This window comes from Pseudomonas sp. Pso3 (assembly GCF_055393275.1).
This window is the reverse complement of sequence record NZ_AP043687.1, coordinates 1,893,210-1,914,694: the sequence shown is the minus strand read 5'-3', so window position 1 is coordinate 1,914,694 and position 21,485 is coordinate 1,893,210. Positions and strand designations below refer to the sequence as shown.

The following is a 21,485-nucleotide window of genomic DNA, read 5'->3' as shown; positions in this document are numbered from 1 at the left end:
CCATGACCTTTACCTACGAACACTTCATCGCCCTCCTGCCGATCATCATCACCGGCTTCACCGCCGTGGTGGTGATGCTGGGCATCGCCTGGCGGCGGGATCACACCATCATCCCGACCCTGGGCGTGATCGGTCTCAACCTGGCCCTGCTGTCCTGCATCCCGGCCCTGGGCGTCGGCGCCATCGACGTCACCCCGCTGCTGCGCATCGACGGCTTCACCTGCTTCTACATGGCGCTGATCCTGATCGCCACCCTGGCCTGCATGACCCTGTCGCATGCCTACATGGAAGGCTATCCGGGCAACCGCGAAGAGCTGTACCTGCTGCTGCTGATCTCCGCCACCGGCGGTCTGGTGCTGGTGGCGGCGCAGAACGTCGCCGGTCTGTTCATCGGCCTGGAACTGCTGTCGGTACCGGTCTACGGCCTGGTGGCCTACAGCTACTTCAATCGCCGCTCCCTGGAAGCCGGCATGAAGTACCTGGTGCTGTCCGCCGCCGGTTCGGCCATCCTGCTGTTCGGCATGGCCCTGCTCTATGCCCAGTCCGGCAGCCTCAACTTCGCCGACATCGGCATGCAGATGGACGCCCCGGCCAGCACCGGCCTGCTGATGGAAATCGGCCTGGGCATGCTGATCGTCGGTCTCGGCTTCAAGCTGTCCCTGGTGCCCTTCCACCTCTGGACCCCGGACGTCTACGAGGGCGCCCCGGCGCCGGTCGGCGCCTTCCTGGCCACCGCCAGCAAGGTCGCCGTGTTCGCCGTGCTGGTACGGGTGTTCCAGACCATGCCCATGGCCACCGAAGACGGCTGGCTGCACGATGCCATCGCCTTCATCGCCATCGCCTCCATGCTGGTGGGCAACCTGCTGGCGCTGATGCAGAGCAACCTCAAGCGTCTGCTGGGTTACTCCTCCATCTCCCACTTCGGCTACCTGCTGGTGGCAGTGGCCTCGGGCGAAGGCCTGTCGATGGAAGCCGTGGCGGTCTACCTGGTGACCTATGTCTTCACCAGCCTGGGCGCGTTCGGCGTGATCACCCTGATGTCCAGCCCGAGCAACGGCCAGCGTGACGCCGATGCCCTGTTCGAGTACCGCGGCCTGTTCTGGCGCCGTCCATACCTGACCGCGGCGCTGACTGTGATGATGCTGTCCCTGGCCGGCATCCCGCTCACCGCCGGTTTCATCGGCAAGTTCTACGTCATCACCGTGGGCGTGGAAGCGGGCATGTGGTGGCAGACCGCGGCCATCGTGCTGGGCAGCGCCATCGGCCTGTTCTATTACCTGCGCGTGATGGTCACCCTGTACCTGACCGAGCAGGGCCTGCAGCGCCACGATGCGCCGATGAACTGGGGTCAGCGCGCCGGTGGCGTGATGCTGATCGCCATTTCCATCGCGACCTTCGTCCTCGGCGTCTATCCGCAGCCGCTGCTGCAACTGGCGCAGCTGACGGTGTTCTGATCCAGGACGTCGCCCACGATCCCCGCTTCGGCGGGGATCGTCGTTTCTGGGGTCCGCAAGAGACCCGCCCTTGGCAGGGTCGCGCCCCGACCGCTACCCTCGGCGCCCTACCCTGCTTTTCCTGTCCTTTCCTGGAGACCCCTTTCTCCCATGCCTGCGTTGAAACCTCTCACCCTCGCCATCGGCCTGCTGCTCGGCGGCCAGGCCTTCGCCGCCCCTGTCTTCGACGTCACCGAACTGGGTGACCCCGCCACCGCCTGCAGCGACCTCGACACCTTCGTCAACCAGAAGTGGGTCGCCGCCAATCCGATCCCGCCGGACAAGTCGCGCTGGGGTTCCTTCATGGCCCTGGGGGAGAAATCGCTCAACGACCAGCACGCCATCCTGCAGCGGGCGGCCCGCACGGCCGATCGGGCGGCAGCGGGCTCGGTGGAACAGAAGATCGGCTGGCTGTATCGCACGGGCATGGACGAGGCCGCCATCGAGCGCGCCGGCTATCGGCCGATCCAGGCACAACTGGCGGCCATCGACGGATTGCGCACCACGGCCGATGTCGTGAAGTACCTGCAACAGAGCTTCGCCCGCGGCGACATGCAGGTGTTCTCCTTCGGCTCCGGCGCCGACTACCAGAATGCCAAGCAGCAGATCGCCTATGCCTACCAGGGCGGCCTGGGCCTGCCGACACCCGACTACTACACCGAAGCCGACTACGCCAAGCTGCGCCAGGCCTATCTGGGCCACATCGCCCGGCTGCTGGTCCTGACCGGCGTACCCAAGGCCAGGGCCGCCGCCCAGGCCGAACTGGTGCTGGCCTTCGAGAGTCGCCTGGCGCGCGCCTCGGTCAAGCCGGTGGAGCTGCGCAATCCGGAAAACCAGTATCACTACCTGAGCTTCGCCGAGGCCAACCAGGTGACGCCGCACTTCGACTGGCAGGCCTTCTTCGCCAGCCAGGGCGTCACCGGCCAGCAGGGCTTTTCGCTGTCCCAGCCGGGCTTCTTCGCCGAATTCGACCGGATGCTGGCGGAGACCCCCGTCGAGCAGTGGCAGGCCTATCTGCGTGCCCATGTGATCGACGACGCCGCGCCGCTGCTGTCCCGGCCCTTCCAGCAGGAGAGCTTCGACTTCAACCAGAAGACCCTGAGCGGCCAGCAGCAGCAGAGCGAGCGCTGGAAGCGGGTGCTGCGCGCGGTCAACGGCGCCATGGGCGAAGGTCTCGGCCAGCTCTATGTGCAGGAGCATTTCTCGCCCCAGGCCAAGGCCCGCGCCCAGGAACTGGTGGACAACGTGATGCTGGCGCTCAAGGCGCGCATCGAGCAGCTCGACTGGATGAGCCCCGAGACCAAGCAGAAGGCGCTGGCCAAGTGGGACAGCTTCCTGCCCAAGATCGGCTATCCGGAGCGCTGGCGTGACTGGAGCGGCCTGACCCTCCAGCCCCGGGGATTCTATGCCAACCTGGAAGCCGCCTCGCGCTTCAACTACCGGCATGACCTGGACAAGATCGGCAAGCCCACCGACCGCAAGGAATGGGGCATGTATCCGCAGACGGTCAACGCCTACTACAGCCCCACCGACAACACCATCAACTTCCCCGCGGCCATCCTGCAGCCGCCCTTCTTCTATCCGGACGGCGACGACGCCATCAACTACGGCGGCATCGGCGCGGTGATCGGCCACGAGGCCAGCCATGGCTTCGACGACCAGGGCAGCAAGTTCGACGGTGCCGGCAACCAGGTCGACTGGTGGACCCCGGCCGACCGCAAGGCCTTCGAGGCCCGCACCGGCAAGCTGGTGCAGCAATTCGACGGTTATCGGCCGCTGCCGGACCATCCGGAGCTGCACGTCAACGGCAAGCTCACCCTGGGCGAGAATATCGGCGACCTCGGCGGCATCAATGCCGCCTATGACGCCCTGCAACTGGCCCTGGCGAAGAAGCCGGAAGAGGCTGCCCGGAAGATCGACGGCTATACCCAGGACCAGCGCTTCTTCCTCAACTGGGCGCGGGTCTGGCGGGGCTCGATCCGTGAAGAGCAGGCGCGCCTGTTCCTCAACACCGATCCCCATGCGCCCATGAGATTCCGTGCCATCGGCGCGCCGTCCAACATGCCGGCCTTCGCCCAGGCCTTCAGCTGCAAGGCAGGCGATGCCATGGTCCGGCCGGACGAGCAGCGCGTGGAAATCTGGTGACAGACCGGGGGCGTCGGTCGAGCGGGTATCGCTTTTGCATCGCTCGCCTTCTCTCTCCCCTGGCGCCCCGTCCATGCCCCTAGAACTCGCCTTCGCCGAAGCCACTGCGACCGGTCCGCGCAAGGAAAACCAGGACGCCTTGCGCAGTGTCCAGCCCAGCGCGGCGCTGGCGGCGACCAAGGGGCACCTGTTCGCCCTCGCCGATGGCGTCAGCGGTTGTCCGGACGGTGGCCTGGCGGCGCGCGCCACCCTTCAGGCCCTGGCCCAGGACTACTACTCCACTCCGGAAACCTGGCCGGTGGCCCAGGCGCTGGAACGACTGCTGCTGGCGCAGAATCGCTGGCTGCAGGCCGCGGGCAATGGCCAGCCACTGCTGACCACCCTCACCGCCCTGGTGATCCGCGGCCGGCGCTACACCCTGGCCCATGTCGGCGACTGCCGCGCCTATCGCTGGCACGGCGAACGGCTGACCTGTCTCACCGTCGACCACGTCTGGCAGCAGGCCGGCATGCAGCATGTGCTGACCCGCGCCCTGGGGCTGGAAAACCACCTGGTGGTGGATTTTCGCGAAGGCGAACTGGAAGCCGGCGAAACCCTGCTGCTGGTGAGCGATGGGGTCTGGGCCGCGCTGGGCGAAGACAGCATGAGGCGCATCCTCGTCGACGGCGTCAGCGATCTGGACGCGACCGCCCAGGCGCTGGTGGCTGGCGCCCTGCATGCCGGCGGCCAGGACAATGCCAGCGCCCTGCTGGTGCGGGTCGATCGCCTGCCGGACATCTCCCTGGCCGATACCCTGGCCAATGCCGACACCTGGCCGCCGCTGCCTGCCCTGAAGCCCGGCCAAGCCTTCGAAGGCTGGACGGTGGTGGAGCGCCTGGCCGAGTCGCGGCAATCGCTGCTCTACCGGGTCACCGACGAGGGTGGCCGCCCCTGGCTGCTCAAGACCCTCCCCGCGGCGCTGCAATTCGACACCCTGGCCGGTCATGCCCTGCTCATGGAGGAGTGGTTCCTGCGGCGCGTCGCCGGCCGCGCCTTCGTCGAGGTGCATCCGCTGCCACGGCGCGCCCACCTCTATTTCGTGCAGCGCGAATATCCGGGGCGCACCCTGGCGCAACAGCTGACCAGCGACGGGCCCCTGGCCCTGGCCGACTGGCTGGACGTCGCCTCGCGCCTGTTGCGTGCGCTCGGCCAGTTGCACAGACGCAACATCCTTCACCGCGACATCAAGCCGGACAATCTGCACCGCGGCCAGGATGGTGAACTGCGCCTGCTGGACTTCGGCCTGGCCTACTGTCCGCAACTGTCCCAGGATCTGCAGGACAGTCCGGGCACCCCCAGCTACCGGGCGCCGGAATCCTTCGAAGGCGCCGAGCCGAGTCCCGCCCAGGATCTCTATGCGGCCGGGGTGACCCTCTATCAGCTGCTGACCGGTGCTTATCCCTATGGCGAGGTGGAGCCCTTCCAGCGCCCACGCTTCGGCACGCCGGCCAGCGCCCTGCGCCGGCGTCCGGATGTACCGGCCTGGCTCGACGACTGGCTGCAGCGGGCCGTGGCGGTCGACCCCGCCGAGCGCTTCGAAACCGCGGAAGAAGCCCTGCTGCTGCTGGAGCAGGGCGAGCGGCAACCGGCGGTCCGCGCCCTGCCGCTGCTGCACCGCGATCCGCTGCGCACCTGGCAGGTGGTCGCGACCCTGTCGCTTCTGGCCAACCTGGTGCTCGGGCTGTTGTGGCTCTATCGCCACTGAGGCGTCCCGGTCTGGAGCAGCTTTTGCAGGCCAGTGGCCAGCCTCCTGCTCGAGTCTCGCCCCATGTCCGATCGCCAGATGCCCCCTGCCCTGCGTTTCATGCTAGCGGCCCGCCGTTGCGAACTGCAGCAACTGGAGGGTCTTGCCCTGACCTGCGAACTGGTGGAGGGCGCCAGCGCGCTGGTACATGACCTGCAGCGCGAGCGCGGCTTCAGCAATATCCTGCTGGGGACGGGCAGCGATCGCTATCGCAGCGCCCTGGAACGGCATTCGGCCACGACGCGCTGCAGCGAGACGCGTCTGCGCGAAGGCCTGGACACCCTCGACGCCAGCCTGGCCCAGGATCGCCCGCGCCTGCTCAATCGCATCGCCTGTGTCCTACACCTGCTCGATGGCCTGCCGGGCCTGAGGCGCGGCGTGCTCGACCGGCGCCTGGGGATGGAAGAGGCCACGGCGGCCTTCTCGCACCTGATCGGCGGCTTGCTGGCGGTCATCTTCGAGGCGGCCGACACGGCGAGCGACCCGGGTCTCAGCCGGGCCCTGGTGGCGCTGTTCAACTTCATGCAGGGCAAGGAACTGGCGGGCCAGGCCCGGGCGACCGGCGTGGTCGGCTTCGCCCAGGGTCATTTCGATGCCGTGCTGCTGGCCCGTCTCGACGACCTGGACAGTGGCCAGGCCCGTTGCTTCGCCGGTTTCCTCGATCATGCCGATCCCCAGGCCCTGATCCTCTGGCACGGGGTGCAGGAGTGCGCCTCGCGGCCGCAGATCGAACGGCTGCGCGGCGTCGCCCAGCGCACCTCGGCGAGTGCCCAGGTGGAGCCGGCGCTGGCCGAACTCTGGTTCGAACTCAATACCCGCCGCCTGGACGCCATGCAGGGGGTCGCCCAGCACCTGGTCCTGGAACTCCGCGCGCGCTGTGCGAAGAGCATCGCCCAGGCCCAGGCGGACCTGGACAGCCATCGCAAGCTGTCCCGCCGCCTGGCCGAGCTCGACCGCGAGCCGAGCACGCCGCTGCTGTTCAGCCTGACCGCCAATCCGCTGGGTGAAGCCCGGCCAGGCGAAGGTCAGCCCGGCATCCTCGAATTGCTGCACGAGCAGACCCGACGCCTGCATGAGGTGGAGGCGGAGCTGCAGGAAACCCGCCGCTCCCTGGTCGAGCGCAAGCTGCTGGAGCGCGCCAAGCAGCAGCTCATGCAGCAACTGCAACTGCCGGAGGCGGACGCCCACCAGCATCTGCAGCGGCTGGCGATGCGCAGCGGCCGGCCGCTGCCCGAGCTGGTCCGGCAGCTACTCGGCCAGGAGCCCTAGGTCGGCACTATTCATCGATCAGTATTGGCCATCGTACTGCCCGGGCCCGTTCGGCAGCCTCCATGCGCTGCCAGGGCGCACCCTGGCAGAGAAACGCCCCCTGACTGTGCGCCCAAGACCCGCAAAGGCCTGGATCGCCCGGGATTCCGGGCTTGGCACAGTCCCTGCAGAAGCCCTGGCGAGCGCCTCGCGCTCCCACAGCAATCCCCGGACGAAGGTGTCCACGCTCGCAGCCCAAGCCTGCCGAGAGTGGATGCCTTTTTTGTGCCCGCGAAATAAGGAAGGACGATGGACGACAGCTCGCGTAACGATGACCAGGCCGGTCGCGGACTCCCCCGCCGCAGTTTCCTCAAGCAGTCGCTCGGCGTACTAGGCGCTGGCGCCGCGCTCACGCTGCTGCCACCCGGGCTGAGGTCCGCCGCCTGGGCCTCCGGCAGCGATGCCGTGGAGACGACCAAGGCCAAACTGGGCTTCATCGCCCTCACCGATGCCGCGCCGCTGTTCGTCGCCGACGAACTGGGGCTGTTCGCCAAGCACGGCATGACCGAGGTGGAGGTGCTCAAGCAATCCTCCTGGGGCACCACCCGCGACAACCTGGTGCTGGGCTCGGCGGCCAATGGCATCGACGGCGCCCACATCCTCACCCCCATGGTCTATCACCTGGCCTCCGGCAAGATCACCCCCAACGGCCAGCCGCTGCCCATGGCCCTGCTGGCACGGCTGAACGTCGACGGCCAGGGCATCTCCCTGTCAAACGACTACAAGGAGCAAAAGGTCGGCCTAGACGCCAGCGGCTTCAAGACCGCCCTGGCCGCGCGCCAGGCCGCTGGCAAGAAGACCTCGGCCGCCATGACCTTCCCAGGCGGCACCCATGATCTGTGGATTCGCTACTGGCTGGCGGCCAATGGTATCGACCCGAACAAGGACATCACCACCCTGGTGGTGCCCCCGGCGCAGATGGTCGCCAACATGAAGGTCGGCAACATGGACACCTTCTGCGTCGGCGAGCCCTGGAACGCCCAGCTGATCAAGCAGAACATCGGCTACAGCGCCCTGACCACCGGCGAGCTCTGGGCCAATCACCCCGAGAAGGCCCTGGCCCTGCGCGGCGACTATGTCCAGGCCAATCCCAAGGCCACCGTGGCGCTGCTCAAGGCGGTACTGGAGGCCCAGCAATACTGCGACGTGGCGGCGAACAAGCCGAAGGTCGCCGAGATCTGCGCCAAGCGGCGCTGGATCGGCGCGCCCGCCGAGGACGTGGTCGGCCGCCTGCAGGGCACCTTCGACTACGGTACCGGCCGGGTGGTGCAGAACAGTCCGCACCTGATGAAGTTCTGGAACGAGCATGCCTCCTTCCCCTACCAGAGCCACGACCTCTGGTTCATCACCGAGAACCAGCGCTGGGGCTATCTACCCGGCGACCTGGATGCCCAGGGCCTGATCGCCAAGGTCAACCGCGCCGATCTCTGGCGCGAAGCGGCGGCGGCCATCGGCGTCCCGGCCGGCGACATCCCCGCCGGCAACTCGCGCGGCAAGGAAAGCTTCTTCGACGGCAAGGTGTTCGACCCCGCCGATCCCAAGGCCTATCTCGCCAGCCTGACGCTCAAGGCCTGACGTCCACCATCCCTCAAGGAGTGCCGCCGATGAACGCCCACACCCGGCCGCCCAAGGCCCTCGCGACCTTTCGTCCGCAAACCCGTCTGCGTCGCTTCGGCCAGCAGGTGCTGCGCAATGGCCTGCCACCGCTGGTGGTGGGCGCCCTGCTGCTGATCGTCTGGCAACTGCTGTGCAGTCGCCCCGGCGCGGCCCTGCCGCCGCCGAGCCAGGTGGTCAACGACACCTGGGAGCTGATCACCCAGCCCTTCTACGACAACGGCGGCAATGACGTGGGCATGGCCTGGCAACTGCTGGCCAGCCTCGAACGCGTCGCCTACGGCTACCTGATGGCCGCCGTGGTGGGTATCGCCCTGGGCGTGCTGGTGGGCCAGTCGGCCTGGGCCATGCGCGGCCTCGATCCACTGTTCCAGGTCCTGCGCACCGTGCCACCGCTGGCCTGGCTGCCGCTGTCCCTGGCCGGCTTCAAGGACAGCCACCCCTCGGCGCTGTTCGTCATCTTCATCACCGCCATCTGGCCGATCATCATCAATACCTCGGTAGGCATCCGCAACATCCCCGAGGACTACCGCAACGTGGCGCGCGTCCTGCGCCTGAATGGCTGGGAATACTTCCAGAAGATCATGCTGCCGGCCGCCGCGCCCTACATCTTCTCCGGCCTGCGCATCGGCGTGGGCCTGTCGTGGCTGGCCATCATCGCCGCCGAGATGCTGATCGGTGGCGTGGGCATCGGCTTCTTCATCTGGGATGCCTGGAACGCCTCGCGCATCAGCGACATCATCCTGGCGCTGGTCTACGTCGGCGTCATCGGCTTCCTGCTCGACCGGCTGGTGGCCCTCATCGGCCGGCTGGTCACCCGCGGCACCGCGAACTAGAGGACTCCCACCATGGCCCAGCCCTACCTGAGCATCGAGCACGTCGACAAGAGCTTCACCCGCAACGGCCTGACCTCCACGGTGCTGCGCGACGTCAATCTCAAGATCGAACGCGGCGAGTACATCTCCATCATCGGCCACTCCGGCTGCGGCAAGTCGACGGTGCTCAACATCGTCGCCGGCCTGATCGAACCCACTTCCGGCTCCATCCTGCTGGAGAACCGCGAGGTCCGCGGTCCTGGTCCAGAGCGCAGCCTGGTGTTCCAGAACCACTCGCTGCTGCCCTGGCTGACGGTCTACGAGAACGTCGCCCTGGCGGTGGACAAGGTGTTCCGGGGCGCCAAGAGCAAGGCCGAGCGCCATGCCTGGACGCTGCACAACCTGGAAATGGTCAACATGAGCCATGCCCTGCACAAAAGGCCCAGCGAGATTTCCGGTGGCATGAAGCAGCGGGTCGGTATCGCCCGCGCCCTGGCCATGGAGCCCAAGGTGCTCTTGCTGGACGAGCCCTTCGGCGCCCTGGACGCCCTCACCCGGGCGCATCTGCAGGATGAGGTGATGCGCATCCAGAGCGAATTGCGCAACACCGTGATGATGATCACCCACGACGTGGACGAGGCGGTGCTGCTCTCGGATCGCATCGTCATGATGACCAACGGCCCGGCGGCCACCATCGGCGAGATCCTCACCATCGACCTGCCGCGGCCGCGCGATCGCATCACCCTGGTCGACGATCCCCGCTACAACGGCTATCGCCACGCGGTGCTGAGCTTCCTCTACGAGAAGCACAGCCACCCCGGTGCCGTAGCCTGACCATTCGCACCGTTTCAAGGCAACACGCCTCGAAACGGGGCGATTTTACGGTCTCCCGCGCGCGCAAACCCAGGGTTTGTCTCGCAGGGGCAACTGGCACGAAGTCTGCAAATCCTCAGACAACATAGGTCTTTCTTCAACGGCGAGGAAAGACCCTCCGGACAAAGGCGTCCCAGCTGCTTGCAGCGGGACGCCTTTTTTTTGCGTTACAGTCGCCACCCTGGATACGAGAGGTCACTACATGAGCGGGAAAGTCTGGTTGATCGGTGCCGGCCCCGGCGATCCCGAATTGCTGACCCTCAAGGCCGTGCGCGCCCTGGGCGAGGCCGAGGTGGTGATGATCGATGACCTGGTCAATCCGGCGGTGCTCGAACACTGCCCGAACGCCCGGGTGATCCGCGTCGGCAAGCGCGGCGGTTGCCGCTCCACGCCCCAGGCCTTCATCCATCGACTGATGCTGCGCTATGCCCGCCAGGGCCGTTGCGTGGCCCGGCTCAAGGGCGGCGATCCCTGCATCTTCGGTCGCGCCGGCGAGGAAGCCGAATGGCTGGCCGCCCGTGGCGTCAGCAGCGAGATCGTCAACGGCATCACCGCCGGCCTGGCTGGCGCCACCGCCTGCGGCATCTCCCTGACCCTGAGAGGCGTGGCCCGGGGCGTGACCCTGGTCACCGCCCACACCCAGGACGACAGCGCGCCCAATTGGCCGGCCCTGGCCGCCACCGGCACCACCCTGGTGGTCTACATGGGCGTGGCGCGCCTGGCCGAGATCCAGCAGGGCCTGCTGGACGGCGGTCTGGCCTTGACCACCCCGGTGGCCATGATCGAGAACGCCTCCCTGCCCAGCCAGCGCGAGTGCCGCTCGACCCTGCAGGATCTGCAGGTGGACGCCGCCCTCTTCCAGCTGCGCAGCCCGGCGATCCTGGTGATCGGCGAGGTGGTCGGCCAGGCCGCCCTGCAACAGGCCCTGAGCTTCGCCGCCCAGGCCTGAGCGGCGAACTCCGGAGCCCAGCCGCCGTTCCTATGGGTAATCCCCCAGCAGAGCGGCGCCCATGGACCTCGTCATCGCTCGCCCGGACGGCCTCTACTGCCCGCCCGGCGACTTCTACATCGATCCCTGGCATCCGGTGGAACGTTCGGTCATCACCCATGGCCACGGCGACCATGCCCGGGTAGGCAACGGTCACTATCTCGCCACCTCGGCCAGTGCCGGCATCCTGCGCGCCAGGCTCGGTGCCGACATCAACCTCCAGACCCTGGAATACGGCGAGGTCATCGACCACCACGGGGTCAGGCTGAGCTTCCATCCGGCCGGCCATGTGCTGGGGTCGGCCCAGGTACGCCTGGAATACCGCGGCGAGGTCTGGGTCGCCTCGGGCGACTACAAGGTCGAACCCGATGGCACCTGCACCCCTTTCGAGCCGGTGCGCTGCCATACCTTCATCACCGAATCCACCTTTGGCCTGCCGATCTATCGCTGGCGACCTCAGGCCGAGATCTTCGCCGAGGTCAACCAATGGTGGCGCGCCAACCAGGCCCAGGGGCTGGCCAGCGTCCTCTACAGCTATGCCTTCGGCAAGGCGCAACGCCTGCTGCACGGCCTCGATCCGGAGATCGGCCCCATCCTGGCCCATGGCGCGGTGGAGCCCCTCAACCGGGTCTATCGCGAGGCCGGCATCCGCATTCCCGAGACCCACTACGCCGGCGACTTCAAGAAGAGCGATCCCACGTTGCGCCAGGCGCTGATCATCGCCCCGCCCTCGGCCGGGGGCAGTACCTGGATCCGCCGCTTCGGCGAACACAGCGACGCCTTCGCCAGCGGCTGGATGATGCTGCGCGGCACCCGCCGCCGACGCGGCGTGGATCGCGGCTTCGTGCTCTCCGACCACGCCGACTGGCCGGGCCTGCTGTGGGCCATCGAGCAGACCGGCGCCGAGCGGGTGATGGTCACCCATGGCTCGGTCGCCACCCTGGTGCGCTACCTGCGCGACCAGGGGCTGGACGCCCAGGGCTTCACCACCGAATACGGTGAGGAGGATGACACCCCCGTCGCCGCGGAGGCCCAGGCATGAAGGCCTTCGCCGAACTCTACGGGCGTCTCGACGCCACCACCTCCAGCAACGCCAAGCTCGCGGCCCTGGTGGACTACTTCGGCAGCGCCCCGGCCGCGGATGCCGCCTGGGCGGTGTATTTCCTCGCCGGCGGCCGCCCTCGTCGGCTGGTGCCGACCCGGCAGCTGCGCGAATTGACCATGGCCCTCTCCGGCCTGCCCGAGTGGCTGTTCGAGGAGAGCTACCAGGCGGTGGGTGACCTGGCGGAGACCATGGCCCTGCTGATTCCCACCGCCGATGCCGCCAATGCCGAGGGCCTGGCCTTCTGGCTGGAGGAGTACCTGCTGCCCCTGCGCGGCCTGCCACCGGAAGAGCTGGCCGAGCGCCTGCCGCCGCTCTGGGGCCAGCTGGATCGCCAGAGCCTGATGGTCTGCATCAAGCTGATCACCGGCGAATTCCGCGTCGGTGTCTCCAAGCTGTTGGTGACCCGCGCCCTTGCCACCTTGGCGGATCTGGATCCCAAGCGCGTCGCCCAGCGCCTGGTGGGCTATACCGATCTCTCCCACCGTCCCACCGCCGAGGGCTATGCCCGCCTGGTCGCCCCGGAAAGTCCAGACGAGCACGCCCAGCGCGGCGGCCAGCCCTATCCCTTCTTTCTCGCCCACGCCCTGCAACTGCCGGTGGAGCAGTTCGAGGCGCAACTGGGGCGGGCCGAGGACTGGCAGGTGGAATGGAAGTGGGATGGCATCCGCGCCCAGCTGGTCAAGCGCGACGGTCGGCTGTGGATCTGGTCGCGGGGCGAAGACCTGGTCACCGATCGTTTTCCCGAATTGCATCCCCTCGCGGAAGCGCTGCCCGATGGCACCGTGATCGACGGCGAGATCGTGGTCTGGAAGGAAGACGCCGCGCCCGACACCCTGCTCAGCAGCGAAGAGGTGAGCGAGCAGCAGGACGGCCGCGATCCGGCCGCGCCCATCCCCTTCGGCGTGCAACCCTTCGCCCTGCTGCAGCAACGCATCGGCCGCAAGACGCTGGGCAAGAAGATCCTCGAAGACGTGCCGGTCATCCTGCTCGCCTACGACCTGCTGGAATGGCAGGGCCACGACCTGCGCAGCCAGCCGCAACGCCAGCGCCGCGCCGAGCTGGAGCAAGTGGTGGGCCGTTGCGCCAGCCCGTTGCTGAGACCCTCGCCACTGTTGCACGGGCGCGACTGGCAGGACCTCGCCCGCCAGCGCGAGGCCTCCCGCACCCTGGGCGTCGAAGGCATGATGCTCAAGGCCCAGGATTCGCTCTATGGCGTCGGTCGCACCAAGGACATGGGCACCTGGTGGAAGTGGAAGGTCGATCCCTTCTCGGTGGATGCAGTGCTCATCTATGCCCAGCGCGGCCACGGGCGACGTGCCAGTCTCTATTCCGACTACACCTTCGCCGTCTGGGACGGTCCGCCGGAGAGCAGCGAACGCACCCTGGTGCCCTTCGCCAAGGCCTACTCCGGCCTCACGGACGAAGAGATGCGCAAGGTGGACGCCATCGTCCGGCGCACCACGGTGGAGAAGTTCGGCCCGGTGCGCAGCGTCGAGCCGACCCTGGTGTTCGAACTGGGCTTCGAGGGCATCGCCCTGTCCAAGCGCCACAAGAGCGGCGTCGCGGTGCGCTTTCCGCGCATGCTGCGCTGGCGTCACGACAAGCCGGTGGCCGAAGCCGACACCCTCGACATCCTGCAGAATCTGCTGGCCTAGCCCATGGCCGGTCAGACCGCGCCGCCGGTCGCCGATGGCGCCATAGGGGCCCCGCGGGAACCGCGCTGGGCCCTGGCGCTAGCCTGCCTGCCGGCGCTGGCGATCATCCTGCTCGCCGGCGGCTGGATGGCTGCCTGGCTGCCCTGCGTGGTGGCCCTGGGCGGCGCCTATACCGTCGGCTTCGGCGCCTACAAGAGCTTTGCCGCCGAACCCCTGGCACCGATGCTGGTGGCGGCGCTGGGGATGGCCTTTTCCGCCGTGGTCGGCTCCCTGTTGGGCCACCAGCTGCCAGCGCTGGTTCTGGCCGGTGCCCTCTGGGCCGCCTGCTGCGCCTGGCTGTTCGCCGTTGGCAACGGCCCCTGGTGGATCACCCAGCAATGGACGGTGGCCCTGCTGGTGGCCGGCGGCTTTCCCGGTGACCTGCAGCAGGCGCTGTTGCGGGGCGGTCTGGTGCTGGGTGGTGGGCTGCTGCAACTGGTGCTCTTCGCCCTGGTGCAAAAGGCGCTCTACCGCTCCCAGTGGCGGCTGCGCACCGGCTCCCTGAAGGCTCACCTCCACGAGGTCGTGGTGCTGTTCGCGGACAGGTTTCGCCTCGGCCGGTACGGCTTCTATGCCGCCGCCGTGGTCGCTCTCTGCCAGACCCTGACCGGCCTGCTGGAGTACGGTCACGGCTACTGGGCGCCCATGACCGCGCTGCTGGTCCTCAAGCCGCGCCTGGGCGACACCTGGCGGCGCGGCCTCGGCCGGTTGGGCGGCACCCTGGCCGGTTGCCTGCTGGCGGGCGCGGTGGTCTGGCTCGATGACACCCCCGTCGTCCTGGCCGGCGCCTGCCTGCTGTGCGCGGCGGGCGCCTATCTATTGCAGGACGGGCGCTATTCGCTGCAGACGCTGTTCATCACCGGCACCACGGTACTGATGGTCGGCCTGGCCGGCGCGCCCGAGGCCAGCATCGCCCGCGAACGGATCGGCAGCACCCTGCTCGGCGGCGCGGTCGCCCTGCTCTTTCTGGCGCTGGAGGCCGGCGTCGAACAGGGACTCGCCCGCCTTCAGCGGCGACGTCGGTTGCGCCAGGCAAACACCAGCAACCCCAGCAAGGCGCCCAGGTAACTGCCATCGTGCATCCAGGCCGCCAGCAGGAAACCACGACGATCCTGCACGCAGGCCGGCACCCGCAGGACGCTGCCCAGCTCCAGGGCGAGCCAACCCAGGCCCAGGCCCAGCAGGGCGCAGCCCAGTGCTCCGAGCAGCACGGCCGCGCTGCCGCGCCAGAGATAGCGGTCACCGGCAGGCCGCCCGCGGGCCAGCCAGAGCAGCGCCAGGCCCAGCGGCAGTCCGGCCACCGCGCCGGCCTGCAGGCCGACCCTGGCCGCTCGCCAATGAGGCGCCAGCGCCGTGTCGAGCAGGCCGAATTGCGGAAATTTCAGGCAGGTGAAGTAATCCGGTCCCAGGCCATAGCTGACCTGATCATGCAGCGCCCCATAGAGTGCGGCCAGGGCGATCAGCGCCAGTAGCCTGCCCAGGCCTCGCGCCACCGGCTAGCCCAATGCCTTGTGGTAGCTGTGCCGGCCTGTCCCCAGCGGTCGCGGCAGAAAGCCGCAGTCTCCGTGGCCGGGCCGGTCGTCGAACCCAACTTGGTAGAGCACGCCAGAGGTCATCGCCTTTTCCCGACCGGTCATCTCGCCTCGCTCCCGTTTCCTTTGCACACAGCCGCACGCCGCTATTGCTACTGAGCAGATACGATGTCTTATCGAATTGGGTCTTCTGCTACCTTTTTGCCCACCTTTGGCGCACGCGTGTCTTTTTAGACCCAAAGCAGTGCGTTCGTCCGCCACGGGCAGGAAAGCCGCGCCTTTCCGGTGCATAATGCGCGCCGCTTGGCTGGGTCGGCTGCTACAGGATGTAACCAACGCGGCAACCGCGTACAGATTTGGGACGATCTTCGCCGACTGGTAAGCTTATTGCTCCCGCGAGGGCACGGGCGTCGTACTGGCGCCATGATTTCATCCACATTCGCACTAGGATCCGACATGAAAAAAAGCTGGCTGACTCTCTCTGCGCTCGCCCTGTGTCTGGCCGCCGGTTCGGCGATGGCCAAGGAATGGAAAGAGATCCGCTTCGGTGTGGATACCACCTATCCGCCCTTCGAATCCCAGGCCGCCGATGGCAGCTTCGTCGGCTTCGACATCGAGCTGGGCAACGCCATCTGCGAGAAGCTGGAAGTGAAGTGCAAGTGGGTGGTGAGTGACTTCGACGGCCTGATCCCCGGCCTGCGCGCGCGCAAGTTCGACGGCATCCTGTCCTCGCTGACCAAGACCCCGGCGCGTGCCGAGCAGATCGACTTCTCCGACCTGCTGTGGTCGGGTCCCTCCTCCATGGTCACCAAGGAAGGCGCCAACCTGCAGGCCACCGCGGAAAGCCTGAAGGGCAAGACCGTCGGCGTGCAGCAGGGCACCATCCAGGAAACGTTCGCCAAGCAGAAGCTGGCGCCCAACGGCGTGAACGTCCAGAGCTACCAGAACCAGGATCAGGTCTATGCCGACCTGGTGTCCGGTCGTATCGACGTCGCCATGCAGGACATGCTGCAGGCCGAAGGTGGCTTCATGAAGTCGCCCCAGGGCAAGGGCTACACCAACACCGCCATCCACGACGAGCTGCTGCCGGCCGATACCGCCATCGGTATCCGCAAGGGCAACGACGAGTTCAAAACCTTCGTCAACAAGGGCATCGCGGCCATCCACGCCGACGGCACCTACGACAAGATCCAGAAGAAGTACTTCGGCGACCTGAACCTCTACGATCCCAAGTAAGGTCGGTTCGGCAGACGCCCCCGGTGCCACCGGGGGCGTTTTACGTATGACCGTTGGCGCTCGTGGCGCCCGCGGCCTCACCAGGCGATTCTCCCAAGACGCATGCAGCAGAATTCCTTCGACTCCTTCTTGCAGTCCATCGGACTGGGCACGCTCAGCCTGCATGGCTACGGCCCGCTGATCCTGGAAGGCACCCTGACGACCCTCAAGCTCGCCGGCTTCGCGCTGATCGTGGCGGTCATCCTCGGCCTGCTCGGCGCCTCGGCCAAGCTGTCGCGCCTCGCACCCCTGCGCTTCATCGCCCAGAGCTACACTACCCTGATCCGGGGCGTGCCCGATCTGGTGCTGATGCTGCTGATCTTCTACAGCCTGCAGAACTGGCTGGGCGCCCTCACCGACTACATGGGCTGGGACTACATCGACATCGATCCCATGGCCGCCGGTATCGCCACCCTCGGCTTCATCTATGGCGCCTACTTCACCGAGACCTTTCGCGGCGCCATCCTCGCGGTGCCGCGCGGCCAGGGCGAAGCGGCCCTGGCCTACGGCCTGACCCGCTGGCAGACCTTCACCCTGATCACCTTTCCGCAGATGATGAGATTCGCCCTGCCCGGCATCGGCAACAACTGGCAGGTGCTGCTCAAGGCCACCGCGCTGGTCTCCATCATCGGCCTGGCCGATCTGGTCCGCGCCTCCCAGGAGGCCGGCAAGGGCACCTTCAAGCTGTTCTACTTCCTGATCGTCGCCGGCGTCATCTATCTGCTCATCACCGCCGTGACCAACGCCATCCTCGGGGCGCTGGAACGGCGCTACCACGTCGGCGTGCGGGAGGCCAAGCGATGATCGAACTCCTGCAGCAATATTGGAAACCGCTGCTGTGGACCGACGGCTACCACATCACCGGCCTGGCCATGACCCTCTGGCTGCTGGTGGCCTCGGTGGTGATCGGCTTCATCGTCTCGGTGCCGCTGTCGGTGGCCCGGGTCTCGGAGCGCCGCTGGCTGCGCTGGCCGATCGGCTTCTACACCTACGTCTTTCGCGGCACCCCGCTCTATCTGCAGCTGCTGATCTGCTACACCGGCATCTACAGCCTGGGCTTCGTGCGCGACCAGCCGATGCTGGGCAGCTTCTTCCGCGACGGCCTGAACTGCACCATCCTGGCCTTCGCCCTGAATACCTGCGCCTACACCACCGAGATCTTCGCCGGGGCCATCCGCAACACGCCCCATGGCGAGGTCGAGGCGGCCAAGGCCTATGGCCTGGACGGCTGGCGCCTCTATGTGCACGTGATCCTGCCCTCGGCGCTGCGCCGTTCGCTGCCGTTCTACAGCAACGAGGTCATCATGATGCTGCACTCCACCACCCTGGCCTTTACCGCCACGGTGCCGGACCTGCTCAAGATCGCCCGCGATGCCAACACCGCCACCTTCCTGACCTTCCAGGCCTTCGGCCTGGCCGCGTTGCTGTACCTGGCGGTGTCCTTCATCCTGATCGGCCTGTTCCGCCTGGCGGAGCGCCGCTGGCTGGCCTTCCTAGGCCCGACCCACTGACCCAAGCGGCCGCGCCCGGCGTGGCCCCGGAGTTGTCATGCGCCATCTCACCCATCCGCTGGTCGCCCCGGTCCCGGGCACCGAGCGCTGCATCCACAGCTTCCACTTCGGCCCCGCCGACAGCGGTCGCAAGGTCTATATCCAGGCCTCGCTGCATGCCGATGAACTGCCCGGCATGCTCACCGCCTGGCACCTCAAGCAGCGCCTCAAGGCGCTGGAAGCCGCCGGTGAACTGCTGGCGGAAGTGGTGCTGGTGCCGGTAGCCAACCCCATCGGTCAGGACCAGCAGGTCGCCGACGTCCACCTCGGTCGCTACGAGCTGGAGACGGGGCAGAACTTCAATCGCCGCTTCCGCGACATGACCGCCCAGGTGGAGGCCGTCATCGCCGAGCGCCTCGGCGATGACGTGGCCGCCAACCAGGCTCTGGTGCGCGAGGCCTTCCGCACGGCCCTGGCCGCGGAATCCGCCACCACCCAGCTCGACAGTCAGCGCCTGACCCTGCAGCGCCTGGCCTGCGACGCCGAGGTGGTGCTCGACCTGCACTGCGATTTCGACGCCGTGGCCCACCTCTACACCACTCCGGAAGCCTGGCCCCAGGTCGAACCGCTGGCGCGCTACTTCGGTTCCGAAGCCAGCCTGCTCGCCACCGATTCGGGCGGCCAGTCCTTCGATGAATGCTTCACCCTGCTCTGGTGGAATCTCAACCAGCGCTTTGGCGAGCGCCTGCCCCTGGGCAGCCTGTCGGTGACCCTGGAGCTGCGTGGCCAACTGGACGTGCGTGATGATCTCGCCGCGGCGGATGCCGAGGCCATCGTCAACTACCTGCGCCACCAGGGCTTCCTGAGTGGCACCGCTGCCCCGCTGCCACCGCTGCTGCAACCGGCCACGCCGCTGGCGGCCGTGGAGCCGGTGGCGACCACCCAGGGCGGTGTGCTGGTGCTCATAGCCCAGGTGGGCGAGCGCATCGCGGTCGGCCAGGTGCTGGCGCACGTCATAGATCCGATCAGCGATCGCGCCGAAGAGGTGCGCAGCGCGGTCGCCGGCATCCTCTATGCGCGCTCCAATCGCCGCATGGCCACCGCCGGCATGGTGATCGCCCATGTGGCGGGCACCGAGGCCTATCGCAGCGGCTACCTGCTCTCGCCGTGATCCCTACCCCTTTTCTGCTGTGGAATCCCTATCCATGTACAAACTGACCGTCGAAGGCCTGCACAAGCGTTACGGCGACCATGAAGTGCTCAAGGGCGTGTCGCTCAAGGCCAAGACCGGCGATGTGGTCAGCCTGATCGGCGCCAGTGGCTCGGGCAAGAGCACCTTTCTGCGCTGCATCAACTTCCTCGAGCAGCCCAACGCCGTGACCATGACCCTGGACGGCGAGACCGTTCGCATGGCCGATGATCGCGGCGCCGTCCGGGTGGCCGATGCGGCCCAGCTGCAGAATCTGCGCACCCGCCTGGCCATGGTCTTCCAGCACTTCAATCTCTGGAGTCACCTGAGCGTGCTGGACAACATCACCCTGGCGCCGCGCAAGGCCCTGGGCGTGAGCAAGGCGGAAGCCGAAGACCGCGCACGCAAGTACCTGGACAAGGTCGGCCTGCCCGCCCGGGTTGCCGAACAGTACCCCGCCTTCCTGTCCGGCGGTCAGCAGCAACGGGTCGCCATCGCCCGTGCGCTGGCGATGGAACCGGAGATCATGCTGTTCGACGAGCCCACCTCGGCCCTGGACCCGGAGCTGGTCGGCGAGGTGCTCAAGGTGATCCGCGCCCTGGCGGAAGAAGGTCGTACCATGCTCATGGTGACCCACGAGATGGCCTTCGCCCGCGAGGTGTCTTCCCAGGTGCTGTTCCTGCACCAGGGGGTGGTGGAGGAAGAAGGTCCGCCGAGCGAAGTGCTGGTCAGTCCGCGGAGCGAACGCCTGCGCCAGTTTCTCAGCGGCAATCTGAAGTAAGCCCGGGTCCCCGGCCGGGGACCCTACGCGAACCCGGCGGCGCCCGCCGCTCGGATTCGCATCAGCGCGTTCAGCGGCGCTGCTGCTGACGACGACGCTGGGCAGCCAGTTGCTCGCGCTCGCGACTGGGAATCGGGATGGCCTTGACCAGACCGAGTCGGGCGAGCAGGTCCAGCATCAGAGCTTGTATACGGTCGTTCATGAAAACTCCTCGAGCCAGCGCTCAGTCAGGGACAGCCATGGCGGGCAGCGCGTGCTGCCCTCCTCCACAATATTGAGCCTTTCCCTGTCGATTCAATCCACTGGCGTGCGGTTGTTCGTCGCAACAGGGCTGCGCTTTGTCAAAAAGTGTGTCTTTTACCTGGACGGCAGCGGCCGCGTGGATGCTCGCTCGCAGAGCAGTCGGTTACCGATTGTTATCGGAACCCATATCAAATTCGACGGTCTGGAGCCTAACGACGAGTTCAATTCTCCATCTGCAAACTGACGAATGGCGAAAAAATGCCCTCTTCGTTGGTTATCATCGAGGGACGATAACGGGTTAGCCGCGGTTTCTCATCCAATAACAACGATGTCATCAGGGTGTTCGCACCTCGATGTTCTCCCTGCTTGTTGTTATCCCCATCACATCCTTTCTCAAGTTAGCGTGACCGGCACGGCAGGAGTGCTCCCATGACCAGATCCTTACCTCTCTTCCTCGTTTTAGGGCTGCTGGCCAGTCCGGTGCTGGCGGCCAGCTGGGGCATGCAGCGCGAGGTAGGGGATTTCGATCTGAAGATGGGCACGGCGCCGTCACGCAGCATGGCGCAGGGACTGGTCGCACCGAACTCCGCCGGCATGGGCGGTGGCTTCGATCTCACCCACGACAGCGGGCTGTACTTCGGCCAGTGGACGACCAACAACGCCTCGTCCGCGGAAGCGCCGCTGCTGGAGATGGACACCTACGCCGGCTACAAGCACCGCTTCGCCCCAGGTTATGGCTACGAACTGGGCGTGATCAACTACAGCAACCTGATCCAGAACGTCGATCCCAGTCGCGAGCTGTATTCCGGGATGACCGTCTATGGCAAGCGCCTGGGCGCCGCCTTCGCCAATGACCCGGGGCGCCACAATGCCTCGGTCTATGCCGACCTGGGGACCCTGCCGCTGATCAAGACCGGTGTCTCCCTCAAGTACACCAACTATGTGCTGGACGTACCCACGACCCTCGACAGCGGCGGCATGGTGCGCAGCTTCAACGACTGGTCGGTGAATCTGAGTCGCAAGTGGGTGAATACCCTGTTCAACCTGACCTACAGCGGCACCAGCCTGAGAGGCGCCGACTGCTCGGTGTATTCGGGCCACAACACCTATTGCGACAGCGCCCTCATGCTCAAGGCGTCGCACCCCTTCTTCTAGTC

The 21,485-nt window shown here is 67.0% G+C and carries 19 protein-coding genes; 17 read left to right on the top strand and 2 right to left on the bottom strand.

All coding sequences use genetic code 11. The features are described from left to right. Positions 1-2: 2 nt before the first annotated feature. The 11 genes from nuoN (at position 3) to ACZ5R1_RS08895 (ending at position 14,886) form a co-directional block, all read left to right on the top strand. Complete coding sequence (nuoN, locus tag ACZ5R1_RS08945; RefSeq protein ID WP_027599801.1) at positions 3-1,454, top strand: NADH-quinone oxidoreductase subunit NuoN; 1,452 nt, start codon at positions 3-5, stop codon at positions 1,452-1,454. 150 nt (positions 1,455-1,604) lie between these two features. Then, positions 1,605-3,638 carry a M13 family metallopeptidase gene (locus ACZ5R1_RS08940; protein WP_464713050.1) on the top strand — a complete coding sequence of 678 codons (2,034 nt, stop codon included), beginning with the start codon at positions 1,605-1,607 and terminating at the stop codon, positions 3,636-3,638. 73 nt (positions 3,639-3,711) lie between these two features. Next, positions 3,712-5,382 (top strand): bifunctional protein-serine/threonine kinase/phosphatase, encoded by a 1,671-nt coding sequence (locus tag ACZ5R1_RS08935; protein ID WP_042133473.1) that lies wholly within the window; start codon positions 3,712-3,714, stop codon positions 5,380-5,382. 63 nt (positions 5,383-5,445) lie between these two features. After that, on the top strand, positions 5,446-6,690 hold the full coding sequence (locus ACZ5R1_RS08930; protein WP_115945384.1) for a nitrate regulatory protein: 1,245 nt from the start codon (positions 5,446-5,448) through the stop codon (positions 6,688-6,690). Positions 6,691-6,978: 288 nt separating this feature from the next. Next, positions 6,979-8,304, top strand: a complete 1,326-nt coding sequence (locus ACZ5R1_RS08925) for a CmpA/NrtA family ABC transporter substrate-binding protein (protein WP_027599805.1) — start codon at positions 6,979-6,981, stop codon at positions 8,302-8,304. A 29-nt stretch (positions 8,305-8,333) separates the two neighbouring features. Beyond that, positions 8,334-9,179, top strand: a complete 846-nt coding sequence (gene ntrB, locus ACZ5R1_RS08920; RefSeq protein WP_017642297.1) for a nitrate ABC transporter permease — start codon at positions 8,334-8,336, stop codon at positions 9,177-9,179. A 12-nt stretch (positions 9,180-9,191) separates the two neighbouring features. Then, complete coding sequence (locus ACZ5R1_RS08915; RefSeq protein ID WP_017642296.1) at positions 9,192-9,992, top strand: ABC transporter ATP-binding protein; 801 nt, start codon at positions 9,192-9,194, stop codon at positions 9,990-9,992. 241 nt (positions 9,993-10,233) lie between these two features. Then, a complete protein-coding gene (gene cobA, locus ACZ5R1_RS08910; RefSeq protein WP_007158904.1) occupies positions 10,234-10,980 on the top strand; it encodes a uroporphyrinogen-III C-methyltransferase in 747 nt (248 codons plus the stop codon). Between the two features lie 61 nt (positions 10,981-11,041). Then, the gene (locus ACZ5R1_RS08905; RefSeq protein WP_044340719.1) at positions 11,042-12,061 is read left to right on the top strand and encodes a ligase-associated DNA damage response exonuclease; all 1,020 of its coding nucleotides are present in this window, start codon (positions 11,042-11,044) and stop codon (positions 12,059-12,061) included. After that, positions 12,058-13,779 carry an ATP-dependent DNA ligase gene (locus ACZ5R1_RS08900; protein WP_464713049.1) on the top strand — a complete coding sequence of 574 codons (1,722 nt, stop codon included), beginning with the start codon at positions 12,058-12,060 and terminating at the stop codon, positions 13,777-13,779. The genes ACZ5R1_RS08905 and ACZ5R1_RS08900 overlap by 4 nt, the downstream gene beginning before the upstream one ends. A gap of 3 nt (positions 13,780-13,782) precedes the next feature. Then, positions 13,783-14,886 carry an FUSC family protein gene (locus ACZ5R1_RS08895; RefSeq protein ID WP_464713048.1) on the top strand — a complete coding sequence of 368 codons (1,104 nt, stop codon included), beginning with the start codon at positions 13,783-13,785 and terminating at the stop codon, positions 14,884-14,886. Here ACZ5R1_RS08895 and ACZ5R1_RS08890 read toward each other — a convergent pair. Continuing rightward, positions 14,826-15,311 carry a hypothetical protein gene (locus tag ACZ5R1_RS08890; protein ID WP_074583089.1) on the bottom strand — a complete coding sequence of 162 codons (486 nt, stop codon included), beginning with the start codon at positions 15,309-15,311 and terminating at the stop codon, positions 14,826-14,828. The genes ACZ5R1_RS08895 and ACZ5R1_RS08890 overlap by 61 nt on opposite strands. A 495-nt stretch (positions 15,312-15,806) precedes the next feature. Here ACZ5R1_RS08890 and ACZ5R1_RS08885 point away from each other — a divergent pair, with 495 nt between their 5' ends. The 5 genes from ACZ5R1_RS08885 (at position 15,807) to ACZ5R1_RS08865 (ending at position 20,085) form a co-directional block, all read left to right on the top strand. Next, on the top strand, positions 15,807-16,586 hold the full coding sequence (locus ACZ5R1_RS08885; protein ID WP_007158910.1) for a transporter substrate-binding domain-containing protein: 780 nt from the start codon (positions 15,807-15,809) through the stop codon (positions 16,584-16,586). A gap of 102 nt (positions 16,587-16,688) precedes the next feature. Continuing rightward, positions 16,689-17,429 carry an ABC transporter permease gene (locus ACZ5R1_RS08880; protein ID WP_007158911.1) on the top strand — a complete coding sequence of 247 codons (741 nt, stop codon included), beginning with the start codon at positions 16,689-16,691 and terminating at the stop codon, positions 17,427-17,429. After that, positions 17,426-18,136 (top strand): ABC transporter permease, encoded by a 711-nt coding sequence (locus ACZ5R1_RS08875; protein ID WP_007158912.1) that lies wholly within the window; start codon positions 17,426-17,428, stop codon positions 18,134-18,136. The genes ACZ5R1_RS08880 and ACZ5R1_RS08875 overlap by 4 nt, the downstream gene beginning before the upstream one ends. 37 nt (positions 18,137-18,173) lie before the next feature. Further along, the gene (locus ACZ5R1_RS08870) at positions 18,174-19,286 is read left to right on the top strand and encodes a succinylglutamate desuccinylase/aspartoacylase family protein (protein WP_464713047.1); all 1,113 of its coding nucleotides are present in this window, start codon (positions 18,174-18,176) and stop codon (positions 19,284-19,286) included. A gap of 34 nt (positions 19,287-19,320) precedes the next feature. Then, complete coding sequence (locus ACZ5R1_RS08865) at positions 19,321-20,085, top strand: ABC transporter ATP-binding protein (protein ID WP_007158914.1); 765 nt, start codon at positions 19,321-19,323, stop codon at positions 20,083-20,085. Positions 20,086-20,155: 70 nt separating this feature from the next. Here the strand turns inward: ACZ5R1_RS08865 and ACZ5R1_RS08860 are convergent, their stop codons facing one another. Beyond that, positions 20,156-20,287: a hypothetical protein gene (locus tag ACZ5R1_RS08860; RefSeq protein WP_007158915.1), complete on the bottom strand. Its 132-nt coding sequence runs from the start codon at positions 20,285-20,287 to the stop codon at positions 20,156-20,158. 470 nt (positions 20,288-20,757) lie between these two features. Here ACZ5R1_RS08860 and ACZ5R1_RS08855 point away from each other — a divergent pair, with 470 nt between their 5' ends. Next, complete coding sequence (locus tag ACZ5R1_RS08855; RefSeq protein ID WP_144944550.1) at positions 20,758-21,483, top strand: TorF family putative porin; 726 nt, start codon at positions 20,758-20,760, stop codon at positions 21,481-21,483. Positions 21,484-21,485 lie beyond the last annotated feature (2 nt).

Coding starts and splice junctions, on each gene's coding strand:
- ACZ5R1_RS08855 (WP_144944550.1), top strand. CDS start 20,758: ATGACCAGATCCTTACCTCTCTTCCTCGTTTTAGGGCTGCTGGCCAGT.
- ACZ5R1_RS08935 (WP_042133473.1), top strand. CDS start 3,712: ATGCCCCTAGAACTCGCCTTCGCCGAAGCCACTGCGACCGGTCCGCGC.
- cobA (WP_007158904.1), top strand. CDS start 10,234: ATGAGCGGGAAAGTCTGGTTGATCGGTGCCGGCCCCGGCGATCCCGAA.
- ACZ5R1_RS08915 (WP_017642296.1), top strand. CDS start 9,192: ATGGCCCAGCCCTACCTGAGCATCGAGCACGTCGACAAGAGCTTCACC.
- ACZ5R1_RS08880 (WP_007158911.1), top strand. CDS start 16,689: ATGCAGCAGAATTCCTTCGACTCCTTCTTGCAGTCCATCGGACTGGGC.
- ntrB (WP_017642297.1), top strand. CDS start 8,334: ATGAACGCCCACACCCGGCCGCCCAAGGCCCTCGCGACCTTTCGTCCG.
- ACZ5R1_RS08885 (WP_007158910.1), top strand. CDS start 15,807: ATGAAAAAAAGCTGGCTGACTCTCTCTGCGCTCGCCCTGTGTCTGGCC.
- ACZ5R1_RS08905 (WP_044340719.1), top strand. CDS start 11,042: ATGGACCTCGTCATCGCTCGCCCGGACGGCCTCTACTGCCCGCCCGGC.
- ACZ5R1_RS08865 (WP_007158914.1), top strand. CDS start 19,321: ATGTACAAACTGACCGTCGAAGGCCTGCACAAGCGTTACGGCGACCAT.
- ACZ5R1_RS08875 (WP_007158912.1), top strand. CDS start 17,426: ATGATCGAACTCCTGCAGCAATATTGGAAACCGCTGCTGTGGACCGAC.
- ACZ5R1_RS08940 (WP_464713050.1), top strand. CDS start 1,605: ATGCCTGCGTTGAAACCTCTCACCCTCGCCATCGGCCTGCTGCTCGGC.
- ACZ5R1_RS08925 (WP_027599805.1), top strand. CDS start 6,979: ATGGACGACAGCTCGCGTAACGATGACCAGGCCGGTCGCGGACTCCCC.
- nuoN (WP_027599801.1), top strand. CDS start 3: ATGACCTTTACCTACGAACACTTCATCGCCCTCCTGCCGATCATCATC.
- ACZ5R1_RS08930 (WP_115945384.1), top strand. CDS start 5,446: ATGTCCGATCGCCAGATGCCCCCTGCCCTGCGTTTCATGCTAGCGGCC.
- ACZ5R1_RS08870 (WP_464713047.1), top strand. CDS start 18,174: ATGCGCCATCTCACCCATCCGCTGGTCGCCCCGGTCCCGGGCACCGAG.
- ACZ5R1_RS08895 (WP_464713048.1), top strand. CDS start 13,783: ATGGCCGGTCAGACCGCGCCGCCGGTCGCCGATGGCGCCATAGGGGCC.
- ACZ5R1_RS08860 (WP_007158915.1), bottom strand. CDS start 20,287: ATGAACGACCGTATACAAGCTCTGATGCTGGACCTGCTCGCCCGACTC.
- ACZ5R1_RS08900 (WP_464713049.1), top strand. CDS start 12,058: ATGAAGGCCTTCGCCGAACTCTACGGGCGTCTCGACGCCACCACCTCC.